Here is a 22,524-nt window from a genome sequence, read left to right on the forward strand (position 1 = left end):
GCTTAGCCAATAATTACAATGCGCATTTATGTAAATGACGATGAAATTTCCGATTTAGCGCATAAAATTGCTCAATCGCAGCGCATCAACCTGAGGATTTTAAAATGAAGCTTGCCAATTCGTGCAAAGACGGATGTTTTAGCACATCTTCATAACGGATATTGGCACCATGTGCACGCCATATACCGACTAGACTCACCACCGCTACCGAATCCAGACCATAATTTTTTAAGTCGACATAGGGATCAATTTCCAAAGCATCCATATCCAGCTGTTCTGCGACAGCCAACATAATGCCTTTGGCCGACAATACATATTCGGAAGATGCGCTTAAATCCCATAAGCGGGTCAGGCTATAGGTATTTAAGTGATGTATCCCCTGTGCTGAAATATTTTCGATCCATTGAATATGCTGATCTTGATTCGCCAATAAAATCACATCATCGACCACACCGATTTGATCCGTCACACTCATCAGATGCGGCAAAATCTGTTTCAGCATCGGTGTAACCTGCCCGGCAAAAATCAGTTGCGGATGCATTGAGGCATATTCTCCCAATTGCTGCATGCCTTGCATCAGGTCATCACCATATAAGTCAACAATCGGAATATCGAGTGCTTTGGCTTTATTGCTGATCTGGATCAGATGACTCATTAGGTCGCTTTCTTGTATGCCTACCATCATCCTTAAATTTTGTAATCCCACTAAAACCAAAACAGATTCATTTGATGCAAGCTGCCATTTGGCTTGGGATGGAGCAAGTTGGATTTTTTTAGGGATGGGGTACAGCATGGGAGGCTCTTATAAATACAAAATAGCATGATGATTCATGCTATTTTAGTTTAGCATCGATTTGAAAAACACTTTGATTTCACAGAGGTTTATTGTTCTAATTTCGTATCATCGCCATTATGTTAAATGGCTTTAATTTTGCTTAGCCCTATATTCATTAAATGCTAGAAGCATTCCCTCTTTTTGTTCTGCGGAGGCATCTGGAAATGAATAAAATCTTTCATAATCTTTTCTAAATTGGCTGCTTTCAATTCTTTTAGCTAAGTCATCAATAAAACCTTTTCCTTGAGTCTGATATTGCTGAATCGTTTGTTTATCTAGGCAGATAGTTTTCGCCCAAGAAACTGCACTCATATTTATACAAACATTGAGGTATATATTTTCGCTATCCTCATATAGTTCCCAAAAATAAGGCTCTATTTCTATAAGTTGCATTTCACTAGTATTTCCAAACTTTTAGGGTCTGTTGACACTTACTGTTCATAATTAACCCTATAAAGGTAGCCATAAAAATATACAGGCTAAGGCAACAGAACTTTGATAATTTCTTTTGAGCTTGTCATATCGAGTAGCTATTCCTCTAAATTGCTTTAATCTACAAAACATATTTTCAACTAAATGCCTGATTTTATATAAATACCAGTCCATATGATCATTGTTCGATTGGCTATTCGTTTTCTTTGGTATATTCGCTTTAGTCCCTGTTTTCCTGATCTGTTCACGCAGTGGTTCTGAATCATAGCCTTTATCTGCGCATACCACTTTTGTCTCTTTTAAATCTAATGTTGATATTAAATCAGGCGCAACTTTAACATCATGTGTGGTTCCATCGGTAATCATGAAATCAATAGGATTGCCATGTGCATCAACAATCAAATGTATTTTTGAGGAGTTTCCTCCTACACTTTTAGAAATAGATTGATTCGCTATGCCGGCAGAATGTTGATGAGCACGTACATGAGAGCCATCAATAAAAATCCACTCCATATCGGGGCATGAGGCTAGTAATTTGAATAATCTAAGTAACTTACCGCTGCTTGACCAACGATTAAAACGTTTGAAAATAGAGTTTGAATGACCAAAACAAGAAGGAATATCTCGCCACGGACAGCCTGTTCTAATTCTATAGAGAATAGCTTCAATAAAATTGCGTAAATTTGAGTTGTGGTGAATGGATAAATTACGCAGAATAACTTTCAACTTTTGCCAGTGTTGATCTGTCAGCATGGTACGAGGCATAGCGAATAGTAAAATTGGGTTTGGTGATTTGATTTTACTACTTCGCTATTTTTTTAAGCTAAAAGTGTCAACACACCCTAATTATTTCTAAAATTAACATAATACACGTTATACGAAATTCTTTTGTGTTAGAACCCATTTAAAGTGTCTATATTCTCACCAATAAAAATGTCTGGTTTATGATGGTTTTTATCACCATGGACTGGATATAAAATATAGATGCTGATCACTATGTCTGATAAAGAAATTCAACGTCTTGCAGTTCTGCAAGACGTTAGTGATCATCGTATTACCCAGGTCCGTGCTGCTGAAATCCTGAATCTTTCCACCCGTCAAATTACCCGGTTATTGCAGAAGCTCAATCAAGATGGTGTCTCAGGTATGGCACATGCCAGTCGTGGTCAACCGGGTCATCGTCGCCATGACGTCCTGTTAAAATCAGAATGTCTTTCCATTATTTCTGAACATTTACTTGGCTTTGGTCCTACATTGGCTCATGAGAAGCTCAGCAGCATGTTTGGCCTGCATATCCCGGTAGAAACGGTTCGTCGCTGGATGACATGCAAATGACCTCTGGATTCCTCGATCCAAGCGCCTGAAACGTCCATATCAGCCTCGATACAACCGTGATTGCTTCGGTGAGCTGATCCAGATCGATGGCTCATATCATGACTGGTTTGAAGGTCGAGCTTCCAAATGCTGCTTGCTGGTTTATATCGATGACGCCACTGGAAAGCTGTTGCATCTGCGCTTTTGTGAGGCTGAAACGACCTTTGATTATATGCTTTCAACCCGAGCCTACATTGAGCAATACGGCAAGCCTTTAGCGTTTTATAGCGATAAACACTCGGTATTCCGAGTGAATCAGAAATCGAGCCAAGATAGCCAGATCACGCAATTTGGGCGGATTCTGAATGAGTTAAATATTGATATTATCTTCGCCAACTCACCCCAGGCCAAAGGCCGTGTGGAACGTGCCAATAGAACACTCCAGGATCGCCTGATCAAGGAAATGCGCCTAGAAGGTATCTGTTCAATTGCCGAGGCAAATGCCTGGCTGCCCTGCTTTATTGAGCATTTCAATCAGAAGTTTGCCAAGTGTGCGCGAAACTCAAAGAATTTACATCGGCCATTAACCGAATCTCATCTTGAACTGGATGATATTTTTACCTGGCAGGAACCGCGTAAGGTCACCAAGAATCTGACCCTGACCTATGACAAATGTATTTATCTGCTTGAACCGATAGAGCTGAATCATAAGCTTGTTGGGCAATATATTTCATTTCTGGAGTACCCGGATGGGACTGTGGCCCTCATGCACGAGGAACGAAAGCTCAACTACAGCATTTTCAATAAATTAGCTGGGCTACAGCAGAATGAGATCGTTGAGAATAAACGGTTAGGTACAGTTCTGGCACATATTCAGCAACAGCATGAAGAGTTGGAAAAACAGAATAAACGTTCCCGTCTCAAGAAAAGTATGCCGAGTCGTAAAGCTCAGAAAGCTGTTATTGAACAAAGAAAGTTAAATCCTGTGCTTGACTCTTGTGGTTAAAAACAGGACATTTTAAATGGTTTATCGCATAGACATTTTAATTGGTGAATAACATCTTTTGATTTCCTTTTTAAATTATAACTTTATTGTATATAGACAAGCCCACTCATTAGCGATTGGGCTTTTTAGTTGATATTTCACGTTCCACGCTTCATTTTGGTACAACTTTGAATGATTTTATTAAATTAAGCTGATCAATTTCTATTTTGGATTAGCTTTGCTTAGCCAAAAATTTCTCAATGGCTACCTGTGCAATCTCCGCATCTTCAAACGACTTCACACCCGACACACCCATCGCACCGACGAGCTGGCCTTGATACAGAATCGGTTCACCACCTTCCAACATTCCTGAGAAAGTTTCCATGGTCAGAAAACCCATCTGTCCGCCTTTGATAATATCCTCAAACAGTTTGGAGGGATGGCGACTCATAGCTGAACATTTAGCCTTTTCGACGGCCAGATTTGCAGTCATCGGTGCTGCACCATTCATACGCTTCATCGCAAGCAAATTACCCGTTTCATCTACGACTGCAATACTGACATTAAAACTGTTCTGAATGGCATATTGATGGGCTTGATCTAATAAAAATTCCGCATCGCTTAAAGTCAAATAATGTTTGGTTTGCATGAAAATGATCTCTAATTTTAAATGTAATTCCCCCTAAGCCTGAGCCATATATAGCGCAAGAATACTGGAGGAAGTCTTTAAATTTTCATTTCTATTCGATAGATGAAAGCCCTCTCCTTTAAGGAGAGGGTTTGGGAGAGGTATTACGCTTTCATCTCAGCAAAAGTTTCTTTAGCCGCTTGAATCGTGTAAGCAATATCTTCATCACTATGCGCAGCAGAAATAAATCCTGCTTCAAAAGCAGATGGTGCAAGGTTTACGCCACGATTTAACATGCCATGGAAGAATTTACGGAACGCATCGACATCGCATTTCAGCATAGAGTCGAAGCTAGTAATATCTTCCTGATCGGTAAAGTAAAGACCAAACATACCGCCCACTTGTTGGGTCTTGAATGAAATGCCTGCTTCATCAGCAGCAGTTTGTAAACCGGCGAGCAATTTTTCGAGTTGTGCGGTTAATTTTTCATAAAAATCTTCGGTACGTAAATGCTTGAACATCTCGATACCGGCACGCATTGCCAGTGGATTACCCGACAATGTACCTGCTTGGTATACCTTACCCAATGGCGCGATGCATTCCATCACTTCACGTTTACCACCGAAAGCACCCACTGGTAAGCCTGCACCGATGATTTTACCTAAAGTGGTTAAATCCGGAGTAACGCCATAATGTGCTTGCGCACCGCCAAGACCGACACGGAAACCGGTCATTACTTCATCAATGATAAACACTGAACCATGCTCATCACAGACATCACGAATCGCTTGCAGGAAACCATCAATCGGTTTCACAAGGTTCATGTTACCTGCCACAGGCTCAACAATCACGCCGGCAATTTCTGAACCGAATTTGGCAAAGCATTCTTTTAAAGTCGCGATGTCGTTATATGGAAGTGTCAGCGTATGTTTTGCAAAATCCGCCGGCACACCTGCAGACGTCGCTTCCCCTTCACCACTGGTCAATAAACCTGAACCGGCTTTTACCAATAATGAATCCGAGTGACCGTGATAACAGCCTTCAAATTTTACAATCTTGTCACGGCCAGTATAACCACGTGCTAAACGAATCGCGGTCATGGTTGCTTCTGTACCCGAGTTGGTCATACGCACTAGTTCAATCGATGGCATGATCTCGCAAATAATATCTGCAAGCGTAGTTTCATGGACTGTAGGCGCACCAAAACTCAAACCATCGACCGCAGCATCCTGAACTGCTTTAATAATCGCAGGATGCGCATGACCCAAAATCATCGGCCCCCATGAACCCACATAGTCCACATAACGTTTGCCATCGACATCATAAAGATACGCACCTTGGGCTTTTTCGATAAAGACCGGCGTCCCACCGACACTATTAAATGCGCGTACAGGTGAATTGACGCCACCCGGGATATGTTTATTGGCTTGTTTGAACAATTGTTCTTGCTTTGGAGATAAGCTCATGAAGGCACTCGACTCAAAATTAAATCAATCAAAAAATTTTATGCTGTAGCTTGAAAAAGCGCAGACCATTCATCTAAACGTTCAGGAATGGCATTCATAGGAAGTCCCAATATATCACTAATCACCGCGCAATAATCCGCACCTGACTCAATGACATCCTTTGAATTTTCAACCGTTAAACCACCAATGGCACAGAGAGGCACGTTCAATTTTTCTTTGGCCAGTTTTAAGGTTTCAAGACCAATATTACCCGCTTCAGGTTTACTATCAGTCGCATAAATTGCTCCAAATGCCACATAATTCGCACCATCGGCAATGGCCTGTTTAGCCAGCTCAAGTGAGTTATTACAGCTACGGCCAATCAACACGCCTTTAGGCAAACGCGCAACAGCGTCGACAATCGAACCATCATCCTGGCCTAAATGCACACCCACGCCGTATTTAACCGCCATTTCCAGATCATCGTTAATCACGAAAGGTACGCCATATTCAGCACACATGGCTTTCATGTACTCGATTTCGTAAATTTGATCTTCTTTCGCCACTTTTTTACGGCGATATTGCAAGACCGCAACACCACCATTGGCCATTGCACCTTCCAACTTCGCTAATAAAAGCTCTAATGGATCATCATTGGTAATTAAATATAAACCGCGCATCTTGCTCGCCATTTCCTAGAATGGCTCTATTATAGGCATAACTCCGCTAGATTTCCGCAGTCCTGCTGTTTCTGAGACCGCGGGCAACAACAGATTTGCAGTTTTTTAGTACAATTTATCCGTTAAATTTTAAATATCACCATTTTCAGGGATATACCGGCTATTAAATCTACGTTTTAATCGCTTTATAACAATAATTATAACGTGTTAATACTTACGCCCTCCGACAAACGCTTTTAGGATTTTGCAGACAACTTGGTGGAGAAGTTGCAAAATTCTAAGAGCGATTTTTTTGTTTTTTTTCACCTAGTTCAAGCGCACTCAAATTAATGAATGTTAAAAATACCCATTTTCAGGGATAGCCCAATCGGCACGAAGCGACTTAAATAGTCTTAGACACAGACAATAAACAGAAAAATAAATACCTGTGTTGGTAATACCCGATCCTTTCTGGTTTTGAGTCCTTCGTTTGTGGGAAGACGTTTCAAAGCCAGAAAGGATCTTTTACTTTCAGCACACATCCGCATAAAAGCTTCTATGACTATTTACATAATAGCATCAGCAAAATCTTAAAATTTTATTGATATTAAACAGACATAAAAAAAGCCCGGAGAAGGTCGCTCCAGGCTTGGAAAACTGATGTATGACTAAAATATAATGGTTGATCAAAAAACCAAATCTGCAATAACATAATTATTAGAATAATAATTCTAGACTTGCAAGGCTTTTATCGAAATTTCATGCTTTAAGTGAGCACATTCCGATAAAAGTCATTCTGGCTCAACTGGAAATTTTATCGTATTTACGGTCTATCAGACTGATATTGCCACGCAGGACATCGGCAAACATGCGCCAGTCCGAGATAAAGCTATATACAGGCTGTTTGAAACTGGCCGGTTTATTGCGCTCAAAGATAAAATGTCCGACCCAAGCACAAGCATAACCCGTGAGTAAACCATAGGCAAAATATCGCGGCTTGCCTTGACGAATGGCTTTAGCAAAACAGTATAAACCGATGCTACTGCCGGCCACGTGCAGACGGCGACTGATAATATGCCGATGTTCGGTCAAATAGAAGCGATAAAATTCATGATAATTTTTAATCGGCATCTGGGGCTGAACCATCACCTCATTCTTACTTTCTGGTTGTACTTGTACATTCATCTGTCATCATCCTGACGTTTTTTGTTTTACCTTAGCGTATATTTTAGCCAAATAACAGCCTTTTGATGCGCGCTTCAATGCATCTTGCACATCCCCGTGAAGGCCTGAATCCGATCGTTTTAGCCTAAAATGAACCGATGAAATCTAAGTTTCAAACTTCTGTTTAAGCTTTTTATGCTCAGTCAAGTCTTACATGCATTTTGATTTTGGTTACAATCTGCTGCGCACAAATCTAAAAATATAATTGCGGCTGCTGTCCGCCTCATTTTAAAACCTTATTCAAGTGAAGATTCAGTACTTAATTGCACTGAACAGATAGGATGATCATCATGGTTGAAGTTGAACTCAAGTTCCAAATTCCTGTGGCACGACGCACTGCGCTGCTCAAGGCACTTGATCCGAAAAAGTCTCAACAGATCCAGCTTCAAGCCAAATATTATGATACTACCGACCGTCAACTGGCCCGGCATGGGGTGGCACTGCGTCAGCGTCTGGAAGGTACACGTTGGGTGCAAACACTAAAAGCGGCCGGAAAAAGCCATATCGAACGCTTTGAACATAATCATGATCTAGGGAAATTAACCGCATCTCCTGAACTGGATTTAGATATTTATAAAAAATTTCCAGAAGCCGGGGCAATTCTCAGCAATGCGCTCGGCAATCAGTTCGACCAGCTCCAACTCCAGTTTGAAACCGATATTTCCCGTACGTTAAGGGTGATTGACTATGAAGATACCCAGATCGAAGTCAGCCTGGATATTGGGCATATCCGCACACATGATGCCGAGCAAGAAGTACATGAAGTCGAGTTCGAGCTTAAAAATGGTTCAATTCAACATCTGCTGGCGTTTAGTTTTGAATGGGTCAAGAAATATCAGCTCTGGCTCGATGTACGCAGCAAGGCTGAAATAGGCAATTTACTGGCGACTTCACAGCGCGTCAGTCCTGCGACCCTTAGCAAAGAATTTCAGATCAGCAAAAAAGACAGCGCCAGTAAAACCATGTACAGTCTGATTGCACAGCAGATGCAGCATTTATTGCCGAATATCGCGGCGATTGCAGCTCAGGTTGCAGAGCAGGAACATATTGATCAGGCACGACTGGCACTGGATCACTTATATCTGACCTTGCTGCTGTTCAAAGACTGGCATCCACAGCTTTCGGACAAATGGGCACATCAACTGGCGGCCTTTAAGCAGCAATTTGAACATTTGCAACATTTACAGCATATGCAAAACAGCTTGGCCGGCTTCCTGCAAAATCCCACCACGGCAGAAAACCTGAGCAAAGATATTCTGTATGCGCAGGAGAAACTCGGTAATCTGGTCAAATCTACCCAGAATGTGCATCATTATCTGGAATTACTGATGTTCAGTTTAAATGAAAATGAGCATGCCTCGCTGGACTTGAAAACTGCTGCTCAAACTACCTTGCAACAGCAATATAAAGCTTTGCAGGAACAAATGAACCAGACCGATATCACTGATTTTGAAAGTCTGGATCAATTGGCCAGCCGGATTCAGGAACTCAAATTCAGCTTTCCGATTTTAACCACGATCTATGATGTCAAAAATTTGCAGAAATACAGCAAAGCGCTGAATGATGCACAACTGGCAGCCAGTGAATATCAAACCTTGGCCTCTTCTGCAGTTTATATTCAGCAGACCGAACTGGAAGCAAGTGACTGGTTTGTGCTGGGCTGGCTGACCGCCAAGCAGGAAGTCTATGCGCAGAAACTGCTTGAAGCGACCGAACAGTTCCTGGTCAGCCGTAAATTCCTGAAATAAACATATTGAAATAAATATCACGAGAAATACTTAAAGCACGCCTTCTATGGCGTGCTTTTTGTTGCAGAAGCACATCACACCCCTGCTGATCTTTGGGCTATATTAATCTGTAAAACCAACATCGCGGAGGAATAACCCGATGGCAGAAATAGAACTCAAATTCCAGATTCCGCCACAGTCTCGTGTGCAATTTGAACAGGACATCCAGAAACTTCAGCCGACTCGGCATCGTCTGTGTGCACGCTACTTTGATACTGAAGCGCAACAATTACAACAACATCAGATTGCCTTGCGGCAACGTCTGGAAGACCAACAATGGATTCAAACCCTGAAAGCAGCGACTGAACAGCAATTTGAACGTTTTGAACTTGAGCATGAGTTAAAAAGTCCTCCTGAACATTGTGATTTTCAGTTATATCGCAAACATAAACCGGCGAAAAAAATCCTAAAACAGGCGCTCGGTGATTTAGAGACACCACTCATTTTACAATTTGAAACTGATGTCGTACGCTATGTCCTGACAGAAAGTCATCTGGACAGTCAGATTGAAATTGCCTTTGATGTCGGAGAAATTCGACACAATGATCAAGCCATCGATATTTATGAAGTCGAATTTGAGCTTAAATCCGGCCAGCTGAGTGAATTGATTGATTTCATTCAGCCCTGGGTTCAGTGTTATGCTTTGTGGCTGGATACACGGAGCAAATCGGAACGCGGTTATGCCTTATTACATGGCGAAGAGAATCTGCCGGTTCAGCATCAGCTTCCCTTAGTGCTTGAACAGAAAGATCAGATCAGTACGATTTTGCAAAAGATTGTTGCCAATTGCCTGGCTCATCTTTTCCCCAATGCTACTGCAATTGCTGCCGAGAATTATAATAGTGATCATGTGCATCAGGCACGTGTCGCGATTCGGCGTTTGCGCAGTGCCTTTAAAATTTTCCAGTCCGTGACCGAACATGTACAGCCAGAATGGCCAGAACAGCTGCGGGATATTTTTCAGCAACTGGGTTCTACCCGAGATCGTGATGCCTTGGCAGAAAGCCTGATTCCACAACTAGAAAAAGCAGGTTCCCCCTTACTAAAATTACCCCCACATCGTCAAAAACAGCCAGATATCAGTGCGCTGTTCAGAAGTCCTGCTACCGTAGAACTAATGCTGCAACTATTCAGCTTTAGCCAAGAAAATACAGAGGGTAAAGCCAAGTCTTCGCATAAAATTTTGTGTAAAGGCCTGAGCAAGCTGCATCAGCAAATCTGTCAGGATGCCGAGAACTATCAAGAACTGGATATTGAATCCCGGCATCGCACACGCAAACGGGTCAAACGCTTACGCTATAACGTAGAATTCTTGCAAAGCTTATTTCCTGAAAAAGAGGTTAAAGCCTATCTAAAAGCCTTAAAACCCTTGCAGGAAAGTCTCGGGCATTATAATGACCTATTTGTAGCAGACGAATTATTTAGACCTTATGTCAAACAACAGGCCAAGGCCTGGTTTGTGCTAGGCTGGATAAGTGCGGAACAGCAGCGTTTGTCGAACGAAGCAGCAGAGCGTTTACAGCAGTTTGCAGAAAATACCAAGCCCTTCTGGTAAGACCGGGCTTGGTCAAACTGTGCTAGCGATATTTGCCGAATACTTTCCAGGTATTATTGTCTGCCAGAGGATCGTTATAACTGTCGCTGCGTTGCTTGCGTGGCTTATCGCGTGCATCGACCAGTTCAAAATGTGGCTCAACACTCAGCACAATCCCATTCACATAAAAACGGGTGCGCGTATATTCGCTCTGGCCATGCTGAAACACATAAGTGCGTAAATCCACAAATTCACGGTGTGCCACCAAAGCTGCAGTATCGTCACTATCAAGCCACTGCCGCATGGCTGCAATCTGCTCGGGTTCGAACTGGCCGCATTTTTCGATCAGGCTGGCGACCCCACGAAAAGTTTTGGATTCCTTGGCGCGGGTTTTATTAATGCGAATCCGGTCAACATGAAAATAAAACAGCGGCAAGTTTAAATGACTCGGCAGATGGATCGCATCCAAGATTTCATCTTCCATAAAAGGCTGAAACAGATCCTGTGCCCTTTCAATCAGCCCGAGCCACTGGCTATAGTATTCATCTACCTGTGACTGGCTGCCATAATAAATCGGCAAGCCTTCAACATTGGCTAGATTTGCCGGTGGCCAAATATTCTGGCGCAATAAGGCAATATCACTTTTTAGGCTTTGTACTGCAATCGCATCCTGCATGGCATTCACTTTTATATGCTTAGGCTATTTTTTAGATTAAGGCAAAGGTTTAGTTTCTGCAAGGCTTTGCCTATAATTAACGATTGAGATTTTAGTGTTAGGAACAAATTCATGGTTCAAAAGATTGAAGCAACCGATGTAACCGAAGAAGAAGCGTTAAATGCGGCATTCTTTGAACGTGCTGATGAATTTATTCAACAAGCCAACGAGTTTTGTCGCGTAGAAAAAGGCTCACAGGAAAAACCGAGCGATAAGCGCGGTCAAGTCAGTGCGGCGATGTTATTTGGTACTGCCCGTTTCAATACCTGGGTGGCAGCGAATAACTTTAAAGATGGGAATGAAATGCGCGATGCCAAAGATCAGGTCATGTCTTATATCTTGCAGCAATTTCAAATGATGCTGGAAGATAACTATGATGAATACTGTGAACAGTTCGAAAACTATTTACGTTTCCGTCACAATGAAGAGTTTCATGCCAACAAGCATAACCATGATCATTGATTAAAATACGAAAAGCCCCACGGGGCTTTTTTTATTTGCTGTCATTTATCATATTGACTTTAAAGTGATTTAAGCACTATATAAATTGAATAATAAACAAACGAAAACAAGGCATAGTATGCAGCAACTTCCCTTCCCGATCATTGACCCTCATATCCACCAATGGGATCCGTACAATACCCCACATGCGGCAGCGCTAGCGGTAAAGCTGTTCGGCAATCATCCCAAATTACTAGACAGAATGGTTCGACTGTTGAAACCCAGAGACGTCATTGAGACCATTGGCCTGACACAGCACCTGACTGCACCTTATCTGCCTGCAAATTACAAGAAAGATGCAGGACATTATGAAATAGAGCAGATTGTGCATGTTGAAGCCAGCTGGCATGACCATAAAGGTACGGGTGTGGTAAATGAAACCCGTTTTATCGCCGGGCTTCCTTTTGATCAGCACACTATCCAATTGGGTGGAATTGTCGCCACGGCGGATCCGCGGCAGAAAAATTTTAAACAGTTGATTCAATTGCATCGCGAAGCTTCTCCCAAGTTTCGGGGCATCCGTAAAATGGCTGCAGTACATCCAGATAAAGGGATTCATGCCTGGACCGATGAACCGCATCTCTATCGCAACACAGATTTCCTGAAGGGCTTTGAAGAACTGGCCAGGCAAGATTTAAGCTTTGATGCCTGGGTGTACTCTACCCAGATTGCGGATGTTACTGCGCTGGCCAAAGCCTTTCCAAACACCCCTATTGTGCTGGATCATCTGGGTACGCCCGCAGGTTTATTTGGCAAAGTGAGCAAAGCTACAGGCAAGACCGAACAAGATCGCACCCAGATATTTGCAGACTGGAAAGATCAGTTGGCAGAACTGGCCGAATGCAAAAATGTATCGACCAAAATGTCTGGTCTGTTTATGCCAGTCTTGGGACATGATTTTCACACGCAGAAACGGCTGGCAAGTAAACAGGAATTAGTGGAACGTGCCGCACCCGTGATCCAGCATACTTTAGACTGTTTTGGTTCTGGGCGCGTGATGTTTGCATCCAACTTTCCAATGGACAGTGTCAGTAGCTCACTCACCAACATTATTGATGCCTTTAGCGATATTGTGCAGGACTACAATGAAAATGCGTTAAAGCCGATTTTTTATGAAAATGCTAAACGTTTTTATCGACTTTGAGTAGATGAGGACATGCTAAGTTGGATAACAGATTCCAGTCTAAATACGCCTTCAGGCAAAGGACTTTGTATTTTACTCACTATTATTTCAAGCTGGATAACGTCTTATTATTATCAAGTGGCGATCCATCATCCTTTTGATCGAGATATTGCTTTCGTTTCAGCTTTGATTGGCTGTGGAATATTGATTTTTCTTCTTATTGTATCTGTTTGGAGTCTGCCCCTATCTATCCTTGTGGGCATAATCGGAGGGATTATTTTTAGCCATAGAGCAACCTAGAGCATAAAACTAAAATCAAAAATCCCCTCACTTGAGGGGATTTTTTATCAACACTACGATGTTTTAACTTGCTTACCGTACTGATCAGCCATCACTTCAACCAGCTGATCCGGCTTGATGTATTTTTTAATCATGGTATCAATATCGGCTTTACTCAGTTTAGCAATCCCCTGATCACGTTTTTCCCGGTAAACCAGATTACGGTCTTTTTCCAGCTGTGGGATCAACATAGTGTGAATACGACGATCATCCTCGAGTGCAGTTAAACGCTGTTTCAAGATACTGGCTTTTGCCGCTTCCACTTCCTGTTCAGTCACGCCACGTGTCAGCAGTTCATTCAGTACCTTATGCACTGCCTGAGAAACCTGTGCGGATTTTCCAGCCGTATAATTGGCACTAATCATCATTGCACCCACATCTGCCCATTCATCGAGTTGCACATCTGCACTAAAACCATAGACTAGTGCATTTTTCTCGCGTAACTCTTGTGCCAGTCGTGACGACAGCTGTGAATCACCCAGAATATATCGAAATACCTGTAATGCAGGTGCATCGGCATGATCAGCACCGACCGGCATGCTCATAAATGCCTGATAACTCCCGAATTCACGCTGCTCAGACAAAGCATGAATTTTCTGGGCTGGGTAGCTTCGATATTCCGATTTTAGACGCTCATAAGGCTGTGCAGCTTTCCAGTCTGAAAAACTGTTTTTCAGTACATTTTGCATCGATTTCGGATTAAATTCGCCCGTAACCGCTATTTGCGCATGCTGGGTTTTTAAAAACTGCTGATACAGTGCCATAACCTGTTCGCGAGTCGCTTTCTGATACTGTTTTTTGGCCAGTTCAGGCTCGAAATGGAAACGCAGATCGCCAGGCTGATAGATCTCGAGAGTTCGCGCCATCGTCAAGCTCGACACGGTATCTGGTTCAGTATAAGGACGATCCAGACTGGATAAAGTCTGCCCCTTGATCAAGTCAAACTGGCTTTGCTCAAATGCCGGCGTTTTCAGCACATCAACCACATACTGGAAAAATTCTTCAAACTTTTCTTTTTTGGCGCTGATCTGCAAGGTCAGGCCATTACCGGATGCACCAGCAGTCGCCGAACCGCCTACTTCAATAATTTTATCGGCAATCTGCTGCAAGCTTTGAGTTTTCGATGAGCGCAACATTAAATAAGCGGTCAGGTCCAGAATCTCGCCTTTATTCATCAGGCTTTGAGCGGTACCAAAATCCAGTGAAATTGTGGCATAGACCTTGTCATCGCGGGTATTCGTCGGAAACAACGCGTATTTAATGCCATTTTTCAACTTGCCACGCTGAATCTGCTGATCCTTGCTATACAGATATTGCTTGGATTCCTGTACATATTGCTTCACTTCAGCCTGATAAACACTGACATCTTTCAGAGGCTCTTCTGCTTCAGTCTGTTGATCCAGAGTTTTTGCCGGTGCTTCTGTTTGTGCTAGTTCCTGCGCTTTTTTCTGATCTTCCGGGGTAGGTAAAATATTGCCAGAAATACGGTATTCAGGTTTTAAAAAATTCTTATAGACCTGATTGACCTGATTCACATTCAGGTTTTGAATCGCGCTCAGATCTTTAAAATACTGGCTCCAGTCACCCGAATACGCCACTGCATAATCACTTAAACGTGAACCTAAAGCAGTCGCACTATTTTTAATATTGTCGGCCTGATTTCGAGTCAGATTTTTAGCCCGGTTTAATTCTGCTTCGGTAAATGGCTGGCTCTTTTCTACGCCTTGGATCAGCCCCTTTTCGATATCCTGTGCCTGATGATTCGGAGCATAGATTGCTCCCATAAACACCAGATTAAAGTCTTTATCCAGCCAGGTACTGGATTGCACCGCTGTTGACTTCCCAGTTTCCACCATATTCTGATAGAGATGTCCACTTGGCTGCAAAGTATAGAGCGTTGGCGAAACAGCCAAAGCCGTTTTAATGCTTTCTTCGGATTGATTCAAATAAAGATTAAACTTGGCCAGATCACTGCCTTTCTTTACTGTAAATTCACGCTGTTTGATTTGCTCTGGTTTAAGCGCTGGGACTTTCACTTGCGCTGGTACATTTCGGGATTGAATCGGACTGAAATGCGTATCCAGCTGTTTTAAGACTTCGGCCTTATCAAATTTGCCCGAAATGACCACAAAGGCATTATTCGGTGCATACCATTGACGGTAAAAATGGTTTAGTTCCTGCATATTGATTGATTGCAGCTCATTTAGGTCACCAATCGGCAAACGGCCTAAATACTGATTGCCATAAGCAGATTTAAACACCTGATCGATCAATACTGAAAATGGCTGATCCAGACGAATTTCACGCTCGCGTTTTACAATATCAATTTCAGTCGGTACATATTTTTCCTGAAGCACCAGCTTGTCCATGCGTTCGGCTTCGAGAAAAATGACTTCACTCAGCGCAGTTTTTTCAGGACGGATCACATTGGTATATTTGGTCGAGTAATAGTCGGTACTAGCATTAGTCATCAAGGTATATTGATCCAGTCGACGCTGGAATTCATCTCCTTTGACATTTTCTGTGCCTTTAAAGGCCAAATGTTCCAGCAGATGGGCCAGTCCGCCCTTGCCCTGAGGATCATTCAGGGAACCGGTCAGATAGACCGTATTCATAAAAACTTTATTTTCTTTATCATTCGGTGCCAGGATAATGCGCAGTCCATTATCCAGTCGGTATTCTTCAATATTCTGTTCCGTTTTCACCAAAACAGGTTGTGCAAAACTCAGTGCACTACAGCCAGACAATACAATCGCCAGACTTAAATTTTTATAACGTAGCAACATTCTTCATCCAAATTATAAATATAAATTTTTATTCGCGCCCTTCTTAGAGAATGATTCTTTTTCTGAATAATCTATTCCAAGCCGGACCATCAAAATAACATGCCGCCTCACCTGACGACATGTAGTTCTATGTAATTAAAAAATTAAAGATAAATTTCAGCTTGCATATATAATTTTCCATAACCGGAAATTTCAATTCGATCCTGATCTTGCAAGGCACAATATAGCACCCCACCACGCGCTGATGCCTGATAGGCGACCAGTTCATTTTTACCCAGTTTTTCGGCCCACAGCGGTGCAATTCCGGTGTGAATTGAACCTGTTACCGGATCTTCATTGATTCCATTACTCGGTGCAAAATAACGTGAAATACAATCGTATTGGGTATCTTGTGAAGTGATTGCGACGTCTAAATAGGTATTCTGAGCAGTAATGGCTGTACGCTTGCCATTCAACTGTTTTAACAGTTCAAAATCAGGCATTTCATCCAGCACATCTTGTACCGATTCGTATTCAACAATATAGCCCTGCGCGTTCAGATAAACCTGTTTAAACGGTTTGCTCAAGGCCTGTCTTAAAGCTTCAGGATATTCAGCAACTGGCTCTGCACGACGAACTGGAAAGTTCATTCTGATCTTGCCATCTGCATCCTGATTGACTACAAAAATGCCTAAGTCTTTTACATGAAAATGAATCGTTTTCCCCGTATCAAATTGATTGAATAGTACAAAGCTGCTGGCCAATGTCGCATGACCACAAAAATCCACTTCCTTGGTTGGCGTAAACCAGCGGATGGCATAATTATCGCTATCGATGACTTTAACAAAAGCCGTTTCGGACAGATTATTTTCCAAGGCGATATTTTGCATCAGACCATCTTCGAGCCATTCATCCAGCACAATCACGGCTGCAGGATTGCCTTTAAACAGTTCCGTGGTAAACGCATCGACCTGGTACATTTTCATTTTTTGAATTCCTGAATATAACGATCTCTAGTTTAAAAGCTTTTTTGCAAGAATGAACTTGAATATGTTAATGATCTCATTAATCTGGCCTAGTAAATAAATAGAGCAAATGGTGCTGCATGACAAACTCCCATATTCAAAGCGTTCCCTTAGAAAAAGCTTATCGTCTGATTACCCATGGCCCTACTGTACTGGTATCTGCTCAAGATCAGCAGGATACAGATGTTATGGCAGCAGCCTGGGCATGCGCATTGGAATTCAGCCCCGCAAAAGTGACTGTGGTTCTGGATAAAAGCACCAAAACCCGAAATATTATTGAAAATTCAGGTTATTTCGCGCTGCAAATTCCAACATTGAAACAACTGAATATGGTCTATCGTCTGGGTACGCAGAGCCTGCATGATGTGCCTGACAAACTGGCACAATCCGGAGTAGAACTATTTCATTTTCCTGATGCTGATATTCCTGTAGTACAAGGCTGTGCGGCCTGGATACTCTGCGAGATGATTCCTGAGCCGCATAACCAGCAAATGCATGACCTGTTTATAGGCAAGGTGATTGCAGCCTATGCCGATGATCGGGTCTTCCGCGACGGCCACTGGCATTATCATGAAGTGGATGAAGAGTGGAAAAGTATTCATCATGTAGCCGGCGGGCATTTTTACACCATCGGCAATGCGGTGAGCATTGATGATCCGGAATTATAAATTTTTCAAATTTGGAATAAATGAAAGTAATCGCGGATGATCAGACGATATCAACCAGCACCAGAGTATCCGAAATTATGCTACTTTATCTATAATCTTCATTTGATGTGATGTGCTATGACACCCTTTAAAATTCACTGTATTGATGTCCAGAATTCACTGCAAAATTATATCTGGTTGCTTGAACATACCGCGTCGCATCAGGTGGCTGTGATTGATCCAACCGAAGCAGAATTGGTACAAGACTATTGTGCCGAACACGGTTTAACTGTAAGTCAAATCTGGCTGACTCACTGGCATAAAGATCATATTGGCGGTGTGCCGGAACTGATCCAAGGACAAAATCTGCCTGTGTATGGCCCACGGGCAGAACTAAGCAAAATTCCGTTTATCACCCATCCTCTTGAGCATGAAGAACAGTTTAATTTTCATGGAATAGATATCCAGGTGATTGCTGTACCCGGGCATACACTCGGCCATATTGTTTATTTTATTGATGCGATTGATGTGCTGTTCTGCGGCGATACCTTATTTGCCATGGGTTGTGGCCGGGTTTTTGAAGGCACCTATTCACAGATGTATCATTCACTGTCCCGTCTGGCTGCCTTGCCACCGCGCACCCAAGTCTATTGCACCCATGAATACACATTATCGAATGCACAGTTTGCCAAACACGTTGAACCGGACAATTCGGCAATTCTGGAACGCTTCGAACATATTGAGCGTTTGCGTATACTAGGCCAGTGCACGCTGCCAAGTAGTATTGAAGATGAATTGCAAACCAATCCTTTTCTGCGCGCAGAAAGCGTGGAAGAATTCCAGCGTTTAAGAACCCTGAAAGATCAGTTTTAAACCGGATTCAAAGCTGAAGATCAATGCTTCAGCCGACTTACTTATTTGTCATTTGCGATGCATAGAATGTTATTGAAAGGCACGTACAAATTTTGCACAAATTGGAATAAGTTGAATCTCCATCTAAAAAATGTCTTTCTGTGCCATTTTTTGCTTTCTTATAATTAATCAAGTCCTCTATTTTTTTAGAAACCAATTTCAGTTCCAACACATGAAATAATGACTTATAAATAACAGGATGATATTGATTTAAATTAGAGAAATTCGTGGAACATTGCTTAAATAATCAGCATGGAACCTAACAAGTGAATAAAAAAGCCCAATTTACTTGAATTGGGCTTTCACTTATACGCTAAACATATAATTTGTATAAAATAAAAAATAGCATTTCGTATAACGCGTATTATGTTAATTTTAGAAAATCGTAATAGGATAATAAAAATCTATATTGTTTTAAGAAAACTCTCTTATGATTAAATCTCTATAGTTCTTTTAATATTTGCTATGTATCAAAGAATCAAGCAATGGGCTAAATCAATTAAAAAAGACATCTTGGTTGTTTGGCTTATTGCAAAAGACAAGCGAACGCCCAATTCTGTAAAGTTTTTAGCTTTAATTATTGCTGCTTATGCCTTCTCACCAATTTATTTAATTCCAGATTTTATTCCCGTACTTGGGTATTTAGACGATATTATTATTGTACCTTTAGGTATTTTATTAGTTATCAAGCTTACCCCACAGAACATTGTAGATGATTGTAGAATTCTTGGAGAAACCTTAGTTGAAAGGCCTATAAACCGTTGGGCAGCAGGAATTATTATCCTGATATGGCTTGTAATATTGGGATATTTAACCATGTACTTCATGAACGATTCACTGTCTATACTGTCTATTTTTGACAAGTGAGATTTAAATACCCTCTCTCATTTGCACCCATTTAATATAATGGGCATTATTCAAAATTAAAATGTAAACCAAAATAGAAATAAAATGTCTGCTTTCAGAGCATGACATTAGTTCTGTCGTACAAATTTAAAAGTGACATTGGCCATGTCGATCCCGAATGATGATATGTAGGATAGCAGTAACTAGTTTCTTGGATTCTATTTACTAAAACTGACAACGTATCTGTCGCCTAAAGCCATGTTAAAGAATCTGGTTACTTTGTGCATAAGTATCCAGTTCACCTTGAGTCACGACACGCACCGCCTGCATTTCATCAATACGTACCAGTAGCAAGCCACCTAAAGCAGGCTGATAACGACGGGCACTGCCGAAAGGCGTATAGGCCACTTTCGACTGAATACTAAAGCTCAACCAGTCTTCATGTCCCAACATCACAGCAACCGGATCAAGTCCCTGCTGCTGCATTAATTTAATTTGCTGATTCACATAGTCTTCAATGGTTAATTCAGTCATGGTGCGGGTATTCAGTTTGAGAATTACATTTCAGACAGTATAAAGCATGCAAATCGAGCTGAAGATCAGAAAACCAGCAGCCGGTATTCTTTTAATAAATAAGTCGATTGGATTTTAATTTTCTCATTCTAGATCTGAAATTTTCTATTTCATACGATTGATAAAATTAGGAAATAACCTGTTTCACTAATAAGCTATTGAATTAGAAAATTAATTATCCAAATTTATAGCTTATAAAAACTTAATATTTAGTTACAACCTATTCAATATGATAAAAATCATTTACTTAACGTTTAAATTGATTTTTTCTTAATCAACCGATGTTCACTATATACACAAATTCATTTAAATTAATTTAAATAAAGGCATTTGCCCTTTAAAAGATAATTTTTCACCCTTATTTAAGATTTAACAATGATGAAGGAGTGATCTCGTGAAAAAAGTGGTTAAAGCGAAAAATTTGATTGCATTTCGACTATGGTTAGAAAAATTGGGATATTCGGTACGCACCCTGGCGGATGATCGTGGTTTCAGTTTCAGCTTCAAGAAAGAATATGGCCTGGTGACCTGTGATCTGGCAGGTAATGCTCTGGCACTACAGTTAGGCGAGGAATTTGAAGATCATTTAAAAGCCTGATTGCTTCTATTTAAGAGAAGAAAAATAAATTAATCTTTCCACTGATTCAACAGCGCTATTCTCCAGTTATTCAGCCCATTTCGATGGGCTTTTCTTTGTTTAGTAAATTTGAGGCAATAAAAAAGCAAGGCATTTGCCTTGCTTTAATATGATGGTGGGGACGGAGAGACTCGAACTCTCACACCTCGCGGCGCTGGAACCTAAATCCAGTGCGTCTACCAATTTCGCCACGTCCCCATCAGGGTACCAACTTAGCGTTGGATTTTTTTCAAACTTTGGCAGAGGATCAAGGATTCGAACCTTGACGAACGGTTTTGGAGACCGTCATGCTACCATTACACCAATCCTCTACTTCCACCCAATATTCAGTTTCCCAAATATCGATTGGTGGGGACGGAGAGACTCGAACTCTCACACCTCGCGGCGCTGGAACCTAAATCCAGTGCGTCTACCAATTTCGCCACGTCCCCAATGGCTGTGTATATTATAGAGATAGACCGGCATTGACAAGCGATTTTACAAGCAATCACAATCTATTCCGCTATAAAATAAACAGTTAGTTTAATTTTTTATAAAATTTATGTCGAAAATTTGATTGATTTGAAGATATGACTGCCCATTCGTTATTTTTAATCATTTCGATTCAATTCCAACATTTCAAATTAAAACTCAAATGACCTTCTAATCTTGATCAGCATGGGCATTCAGAATACTGAAACTCTTATTCATAAATTATTTTTGAAGTTGTGCATGGAATGCAGAATACAACACAGCATAAATAACAACAGCTTTACTAAATTTCAGGCAATAAAAAAGCAAGGCACTCGCCTTGCTTTAATATGATGGTGGGGATAGAGAGACTCGAACTCTCACGCCCAGAAGGCGCTGCGACCTGAACACAGTGCGTCTACCAATTCCGCCATATCCCCATGGCTGTGTATATTATAGCGATCAGACCTGATTCACAAGTAGTTCTGCAAAAAGCTAAATACTTTTATATCAAAAATTAAGCAGTTAATTCATTATTGAGCAAATAATGCTCTATTTAGACCAACATATAAAATTGATGAACACAATGGAACTGATCCATATGACATTTAAATTATTCAATATGCAGATTGCATGCAATACCATGAAATTTGCTAAAGTTCTGCCCTTGCATGATCATTCGCTGGAGAATTTAAATCCAGAACGCATTGATGTTCATCAACCATGACAGCAAAAATCTGGTACTAAAAAACCGACCTTAAATTTCAGGCAATAAAAAAGCAAGGCATTAGCCTTGCTTTAATATGATGGTGGGGACGGAGAGACTCGAACTCTCACACCTTGCGGCGCTGGAACCTAAATCCAGTGCGTCTACCAATTTCGCCACGTCCCCATCAGGGTACCAACTTAGCGTTGGATTTCTTTCAAACTTTGGCAGAGGATCAAGGATTCGAACCTTGACGAACGGTTTTGGAGACCGTCATGCTACCATTACACCAATCCTCTACTTCCACCCAATATCCAGTTACCCAAATATTGATTGGTGGGGACGGAGAGACTCGAACTCTCACACCTCGCGGCGCTGGAACCTAAATCCAGTGCGTCTACCAATTTCGCCACGTCCCCAATGGCTGTGTATATTATAGAGA

The 22,524-nt window shown here is 41.5% G+C and carries 19 protein-coding genes, 7 tRNA genes and 2 pseudogenes; 10 read left to right on the plus strand and 18 right to left on the minus strand.

Features of this window, described 5'->3' with window-relative positions:
- Positions 1–85: 85 nt before the first annotated feature.
- The 3 genes and pseudogenes from ACO1B7_RS01195 to ACO1B7_RS01205 all read right to left on the minus strand — a co-directional run bounded on the left by ACO1B7_RS01195 (position 86) and on the right by ACO1B7_RS01205 (position 2,032).
- Positions 86–793, minus strand: coding sequence for a phosphopantetheine-binding protein (locus ACO1B7_RS01195; RefSeq protein ID WP_004646641.1), 708 nt, complete (start codon positions 791–793; stop codon positions 86–88).
- A 132-nt stretch (positions 794–925) separates the two neighbouring features.
- A complete protein-coding gene (locus ACO1B7_RS01200; protein ID WP_004280001.1) occupies positions 926–1,228 on the minus strand; it encodes a hypothetical protein in 303 nt (100 codons plus the stop codon).
- Between the two features lie 38 nt (positions 1,229–1,266).
- Positions 1,267–2,032 (minus strand): annotated as a pseudogene (locus ACO1B7_RS01205) (IS5-like element ISAba31 family transposase).
- A gap of 219 nt (positions 2,033–2,251) precedes the next feature.
- On the opposite strand from ACO1B7_RS01205, the pseudogene ACO1B7_RS01210 reads away from it, so the two are divergent.
- Positions 2,252–3,587, plus strand: a pseudogene (locus ACO1B7_RS01210) (ISNCY-like element ISAba32 family transposase).
- A 211-nt stretch (positions 3,588–3,798) separates the two neighbouring features.
- On the opposite strand, the gene ACO1B7_RS01215 reads toward ACO1B7_RS01210, so the two are convergent.
- The 4 genes from ACO1B7_RS01215 to ACO1B7_RS01230 all read right to left on the minus strand — a co-directional run bounded on the left by ACO1B7_RS01215 (position 3,799) and on the right by ACO1B7_RS01230 (position 7,483).
- Positions 3,799–4,215, minus strand: coding sequence for a GlcG/HbpS family heme-binding protein (locus ACO1B7_RS01215; protein ID WP_004646640.1), 417 nt, complete (start codon positions 4,213–4,215; stop codon positions 3,799–3,801).
- A 143-nt stretch (positions 4,216–4,358) separates the two neighbouring features.
- A complete protein-coding gene (hemL, locus tag ACO1B7_RS01220; RefSeq protein ID WP_004646639.1) occupies positions 4,359–5,660 on the minus strand; it encodes a glutamate-1-semialdehyde 2,1-aminomutase in 1,302 nt (433 codons plus the stop codon).
- A gap of 38 nt (positions 5,661–5,698) precedes the next feature.
- Complete coding sequence (gene thiE / locus ACO1B7_RS01225; protein WP_005107266.1) at positions 5,699–6,319, minus strand: thiamine phosphate synthase; 621 nt, start codon at positions 6,317–6,319, stop codon at positions 5,699–5,701.
- 780 nt (positions 6,320–7,099) lie between these two features.
- On the minus strand, positions 7,100–7,483 hold the full coding sequence (locus tag ACO1B7_RS01230; RefSeq protein ID WP_423089690.1) for an Mpo1-like protein: 384 nt from the start codon (positions 7,481–7,483) through the stop codon (positions 7,100–7,102).
- Between the two features lie 329 nt (positions 7,484–7,812).
- On the opposite strand from ACO1B7_RS01230, the gene ACO1B7_RS01235 reads away from it, so the two are divergent.
- On the plus strand, positions 7,813–9,270 hold the full coding sequence (locus ACO1B7_RS01235; protein ID WP_423089691.1) for a CYTH domain-containing protein: 1,458 nt from the start codon (positions 7,813–7,815) through the stop codon (positions 9,268–9,270).
- 139 nt (positions 9,271–9,409) lie between these two features.
- Positions 9,410–10,864 (plus strand): CYTH and CHAD domain-containing protein, encoded by a 1,455-nt coding sequence (locus ACO1B7_RS01240; protein WP_423089692.1) that lies wholly within the window; start codon positions 9,410–9,412, stop codon positions 10,862–10,864.
- 22 nt (positions 10,865–10,886) lie between these two features.
- Here ACO1B7_RS01240 and ACO1B7_RS01245 read toward each other — a convergent pair whose 3' ends face one another.
- A complete protein-coding gene (locus ACO1B7_RS01245; protein ID WP_004280010.1) occupies positions 10,887–11,519 on the minus strand; it encodes a hypothetical protein in 633 nt (210 codons plus the stop codon).
- Positions 11,520–11,630: 111 nt separating this feature from the next.
- Here ACO1B7_RS01245 and ACO1B7_RS01250 point away from each other — a divergent pair, with 111 nt between their 5' ends.
- Complete coding sequence (locus tag ACO1B7_RS01250) at positions 11,631–12,020, plus strand: DUF3144 domain-containing protein (protein WP_005107270.1); 390 nt, start codon at positions 11,631–11,633, stop codon at positions 12,018–12,020.
- A gap of 118 nt (positions 12,021–12,138) precedes the next feature.
- Positions 12,139–13,203 carry an amidohydrolase family protein gene (locus ACO1B7_RS01255; protein ID WP_005107271.1) on the plus strand — a complete coding sequence of 355 codons (1,065 nt, stop codon included), beginning with the start codon at positions 12,139–12,141 and terminating at the stop codon, positions 13,201–13,203.
- 332 nt (positions 13,204–13,535) lie between these two features.
- Here ACO1B7_RS01255 and ACO1B7_RS01260 read toward each other — a convergent pair whose 3' ends face one another.
- Complete coding sequence (locus ACO1B7_RS01260; protein WP_423089693.1) at positions 13,536–16,307, minus strand: M16 family metallopeptidase; 2,772 nt, start codon at positions 16,305–16,307, stop codon at positions 13,536–13,538.
- 143 nt (positions 16,308–16,450) lie between these two features.
- On the minus strand, positions 16,451–17,272 hold the full coding sequence (locus ACO1B7_RS01265; protein ID WP_253173060.1) for a PhzF family phenazine biosynthesis protein: 822 nt from the start codon (positions 17,270–17,272) through the stop codon (positions 16,451–16,453).
- A 119-nt stretch (positions 17,273–17,391) separates the two neighbouring features.
- On the opposite strand from ACO1B7_RS01265, the gene ACO1B7_RS01270 reads away from it, so the two are divergent.
- The 3 genes from ACO1B7_RS01270 to ACO1B7_RS01280 all read left to right on the plus strand — a co-directional run bounded on the left by ACO1B7_RS01270 (position 17,392) and on the right by ACO1B7_RS01280 (position 19,737).
- Positions 17,392–17,979: a flavin reductase family protein gene (locus tag ACO1B7_RS01270; protein WP_312586997.1), complete on the plus strand. Its 588-nt coding sequence runs from the start codon at positions 17,392–17,394 to the stop codon at positions 17,977–17,979.
- A 117-nt stretch (positions 17,980–18,096) separates the two neighbouring features.
- Positions 18,097–18,831 (plus strand): hydroxyacylglutathione hydrolase, encoded by a 735-nt coding sequence (gloB, locus tag ACO1B7_RS01275; protein ID WP_004280019.1) that lies wholly within the window; start codon positions 18,097–18,099, stop codon positions 18,829–18,831.
- A gap of 504 nt (positions 18,832–19,335) precedes the next feature.
- Positions 19,336–19,737 (plus strand): YkvA family protein, encoded by a 402-nt coding sequence (locus ACO1B7_RS01280; protein ID WP_423089694.1) that lies wholly within the window; start codon positions 19,336–19,338, stop codon positions 19,735–19,737.
- 240 nt (positions 19,738–19,977) lie between these two features.
- Here ACO1B7_RS01280 and ACO1B7_RS01285 read toward each other — a convergent pair whose 3' ends face one another.
- A complete protein-coding gene (locus ACO1B7_RS01285) occupies positions 19,978–20,250 on the minus strand; it encodes a hypothetical protein (RefSeq protein WP_423089695.1) in 273 nt (90 codons plus the stop codon).
- Between the two features lie 433 nt (positions 20,251–20,683).
- Between ACO1B7_RS01285 and ACO1B7_RS01290 the strand changes: the two genes are divergently transcribed.
- On the plus strand, positions 20,684–20,887 hold the full coding sequence (locus tag ACO1B7_RS01290) for a hypothetical protein (RefSeq protein WP_004280022.1): 204 nt from the start codon (positions 20,684–20,686) through the stop codon (positions 20,885–20,887).
- Between the two features lie 152 nt (positions 20,888–21,039).
- On the opposite strand, the gene ACO1B7_RS01295 is transcribed toward ACO1B7_RS01290, so the two are convergent.
- From ACO1B7_RS01295 to ACO1B7_RS01310, 4 genes are all read right to left on the minus strand, one after another.
- Positions 21,040–21,124 (minus strand) — tRNA-Leu (locus ACO1B7_RS01295).
- Between the two features lie 39 nt (positions 21,125–21,163).
- Positions 21,164–21,237, minus strand: a tRNA-Trp gene (locus ACO1B7_RS01300).
- Positions 21,238–21,272: 35 nt separating this feature from the next.
- Positions 21,273–21,357: transfer RNA gene (locus ACO1B7_RS01305), tRNA-Leu, on the minus strand.
- 373 nt (positions 21,358–21,730) lie between these two features.
- Positions 21,731–21,816, minus strand: a tRNA-Leu gene (locus ACO1B7_RS01310).
- Between the two features lie 161 nt (positions 21,817–21,977).
- On the opposite strand from ACO1B7_RS01310, the gene ACO1B7_RS01315 reads away from it, so the two are divergent.
- Positions 21,978–22,103 carry a hypothetical protein gene (locus ACO1B7_RS01315; protein ID WP_266100013.1) on the plus strand — a complete coding sequence of 42 codons (126 nt, stop codon included), beginning with the start codon at positions 21,978–21,980 and terminating at the stop codon, positions 22,101–22,103.
- An 80-nt stretch (positions 22,104–22,183) separates the two neighbouring features.
- Here ACO1B7_RS01315 and ACO1B7_RS01320 read toward each other — a convergent pair.
- From ACO1B7_RS01320 to ACO1B7_RS01330, 3 genes are all read right to left on the minus strand, one after another.
- Positions 22,184–22,268, minus strand: a tRNA-Leu gene (locus ACO1B7_RS01320).
- Positions 22,269–22,307: 39 nt separating this feature from the next.
- Positions 22,308–22,381, minus strand: a tRNA-Trp gene (locus ACO1B7_RS01325).
- Between the two features lie 35 nt (positions 22,382–22,416).
- Positions 22,417–22,501 (minus strand) — tRNA-Leu (locus tag ACO1B7_RS01330).
- Between the last annotated feature and the right edge of the window lie 23 nt (positions 22,502–22,524).

This window comes from Acinetobacter lwoffii (assembly GCF_049367455.1).
In the GTDB taxonomy this organism is placed as follows: domain Bacteria; phylum Pseudomonadota; class Gammaproteobacteria; order Pseudomonadales; family Moraxellaceae; genus Acinetobacter; species Acinetobacter lwoffii_W.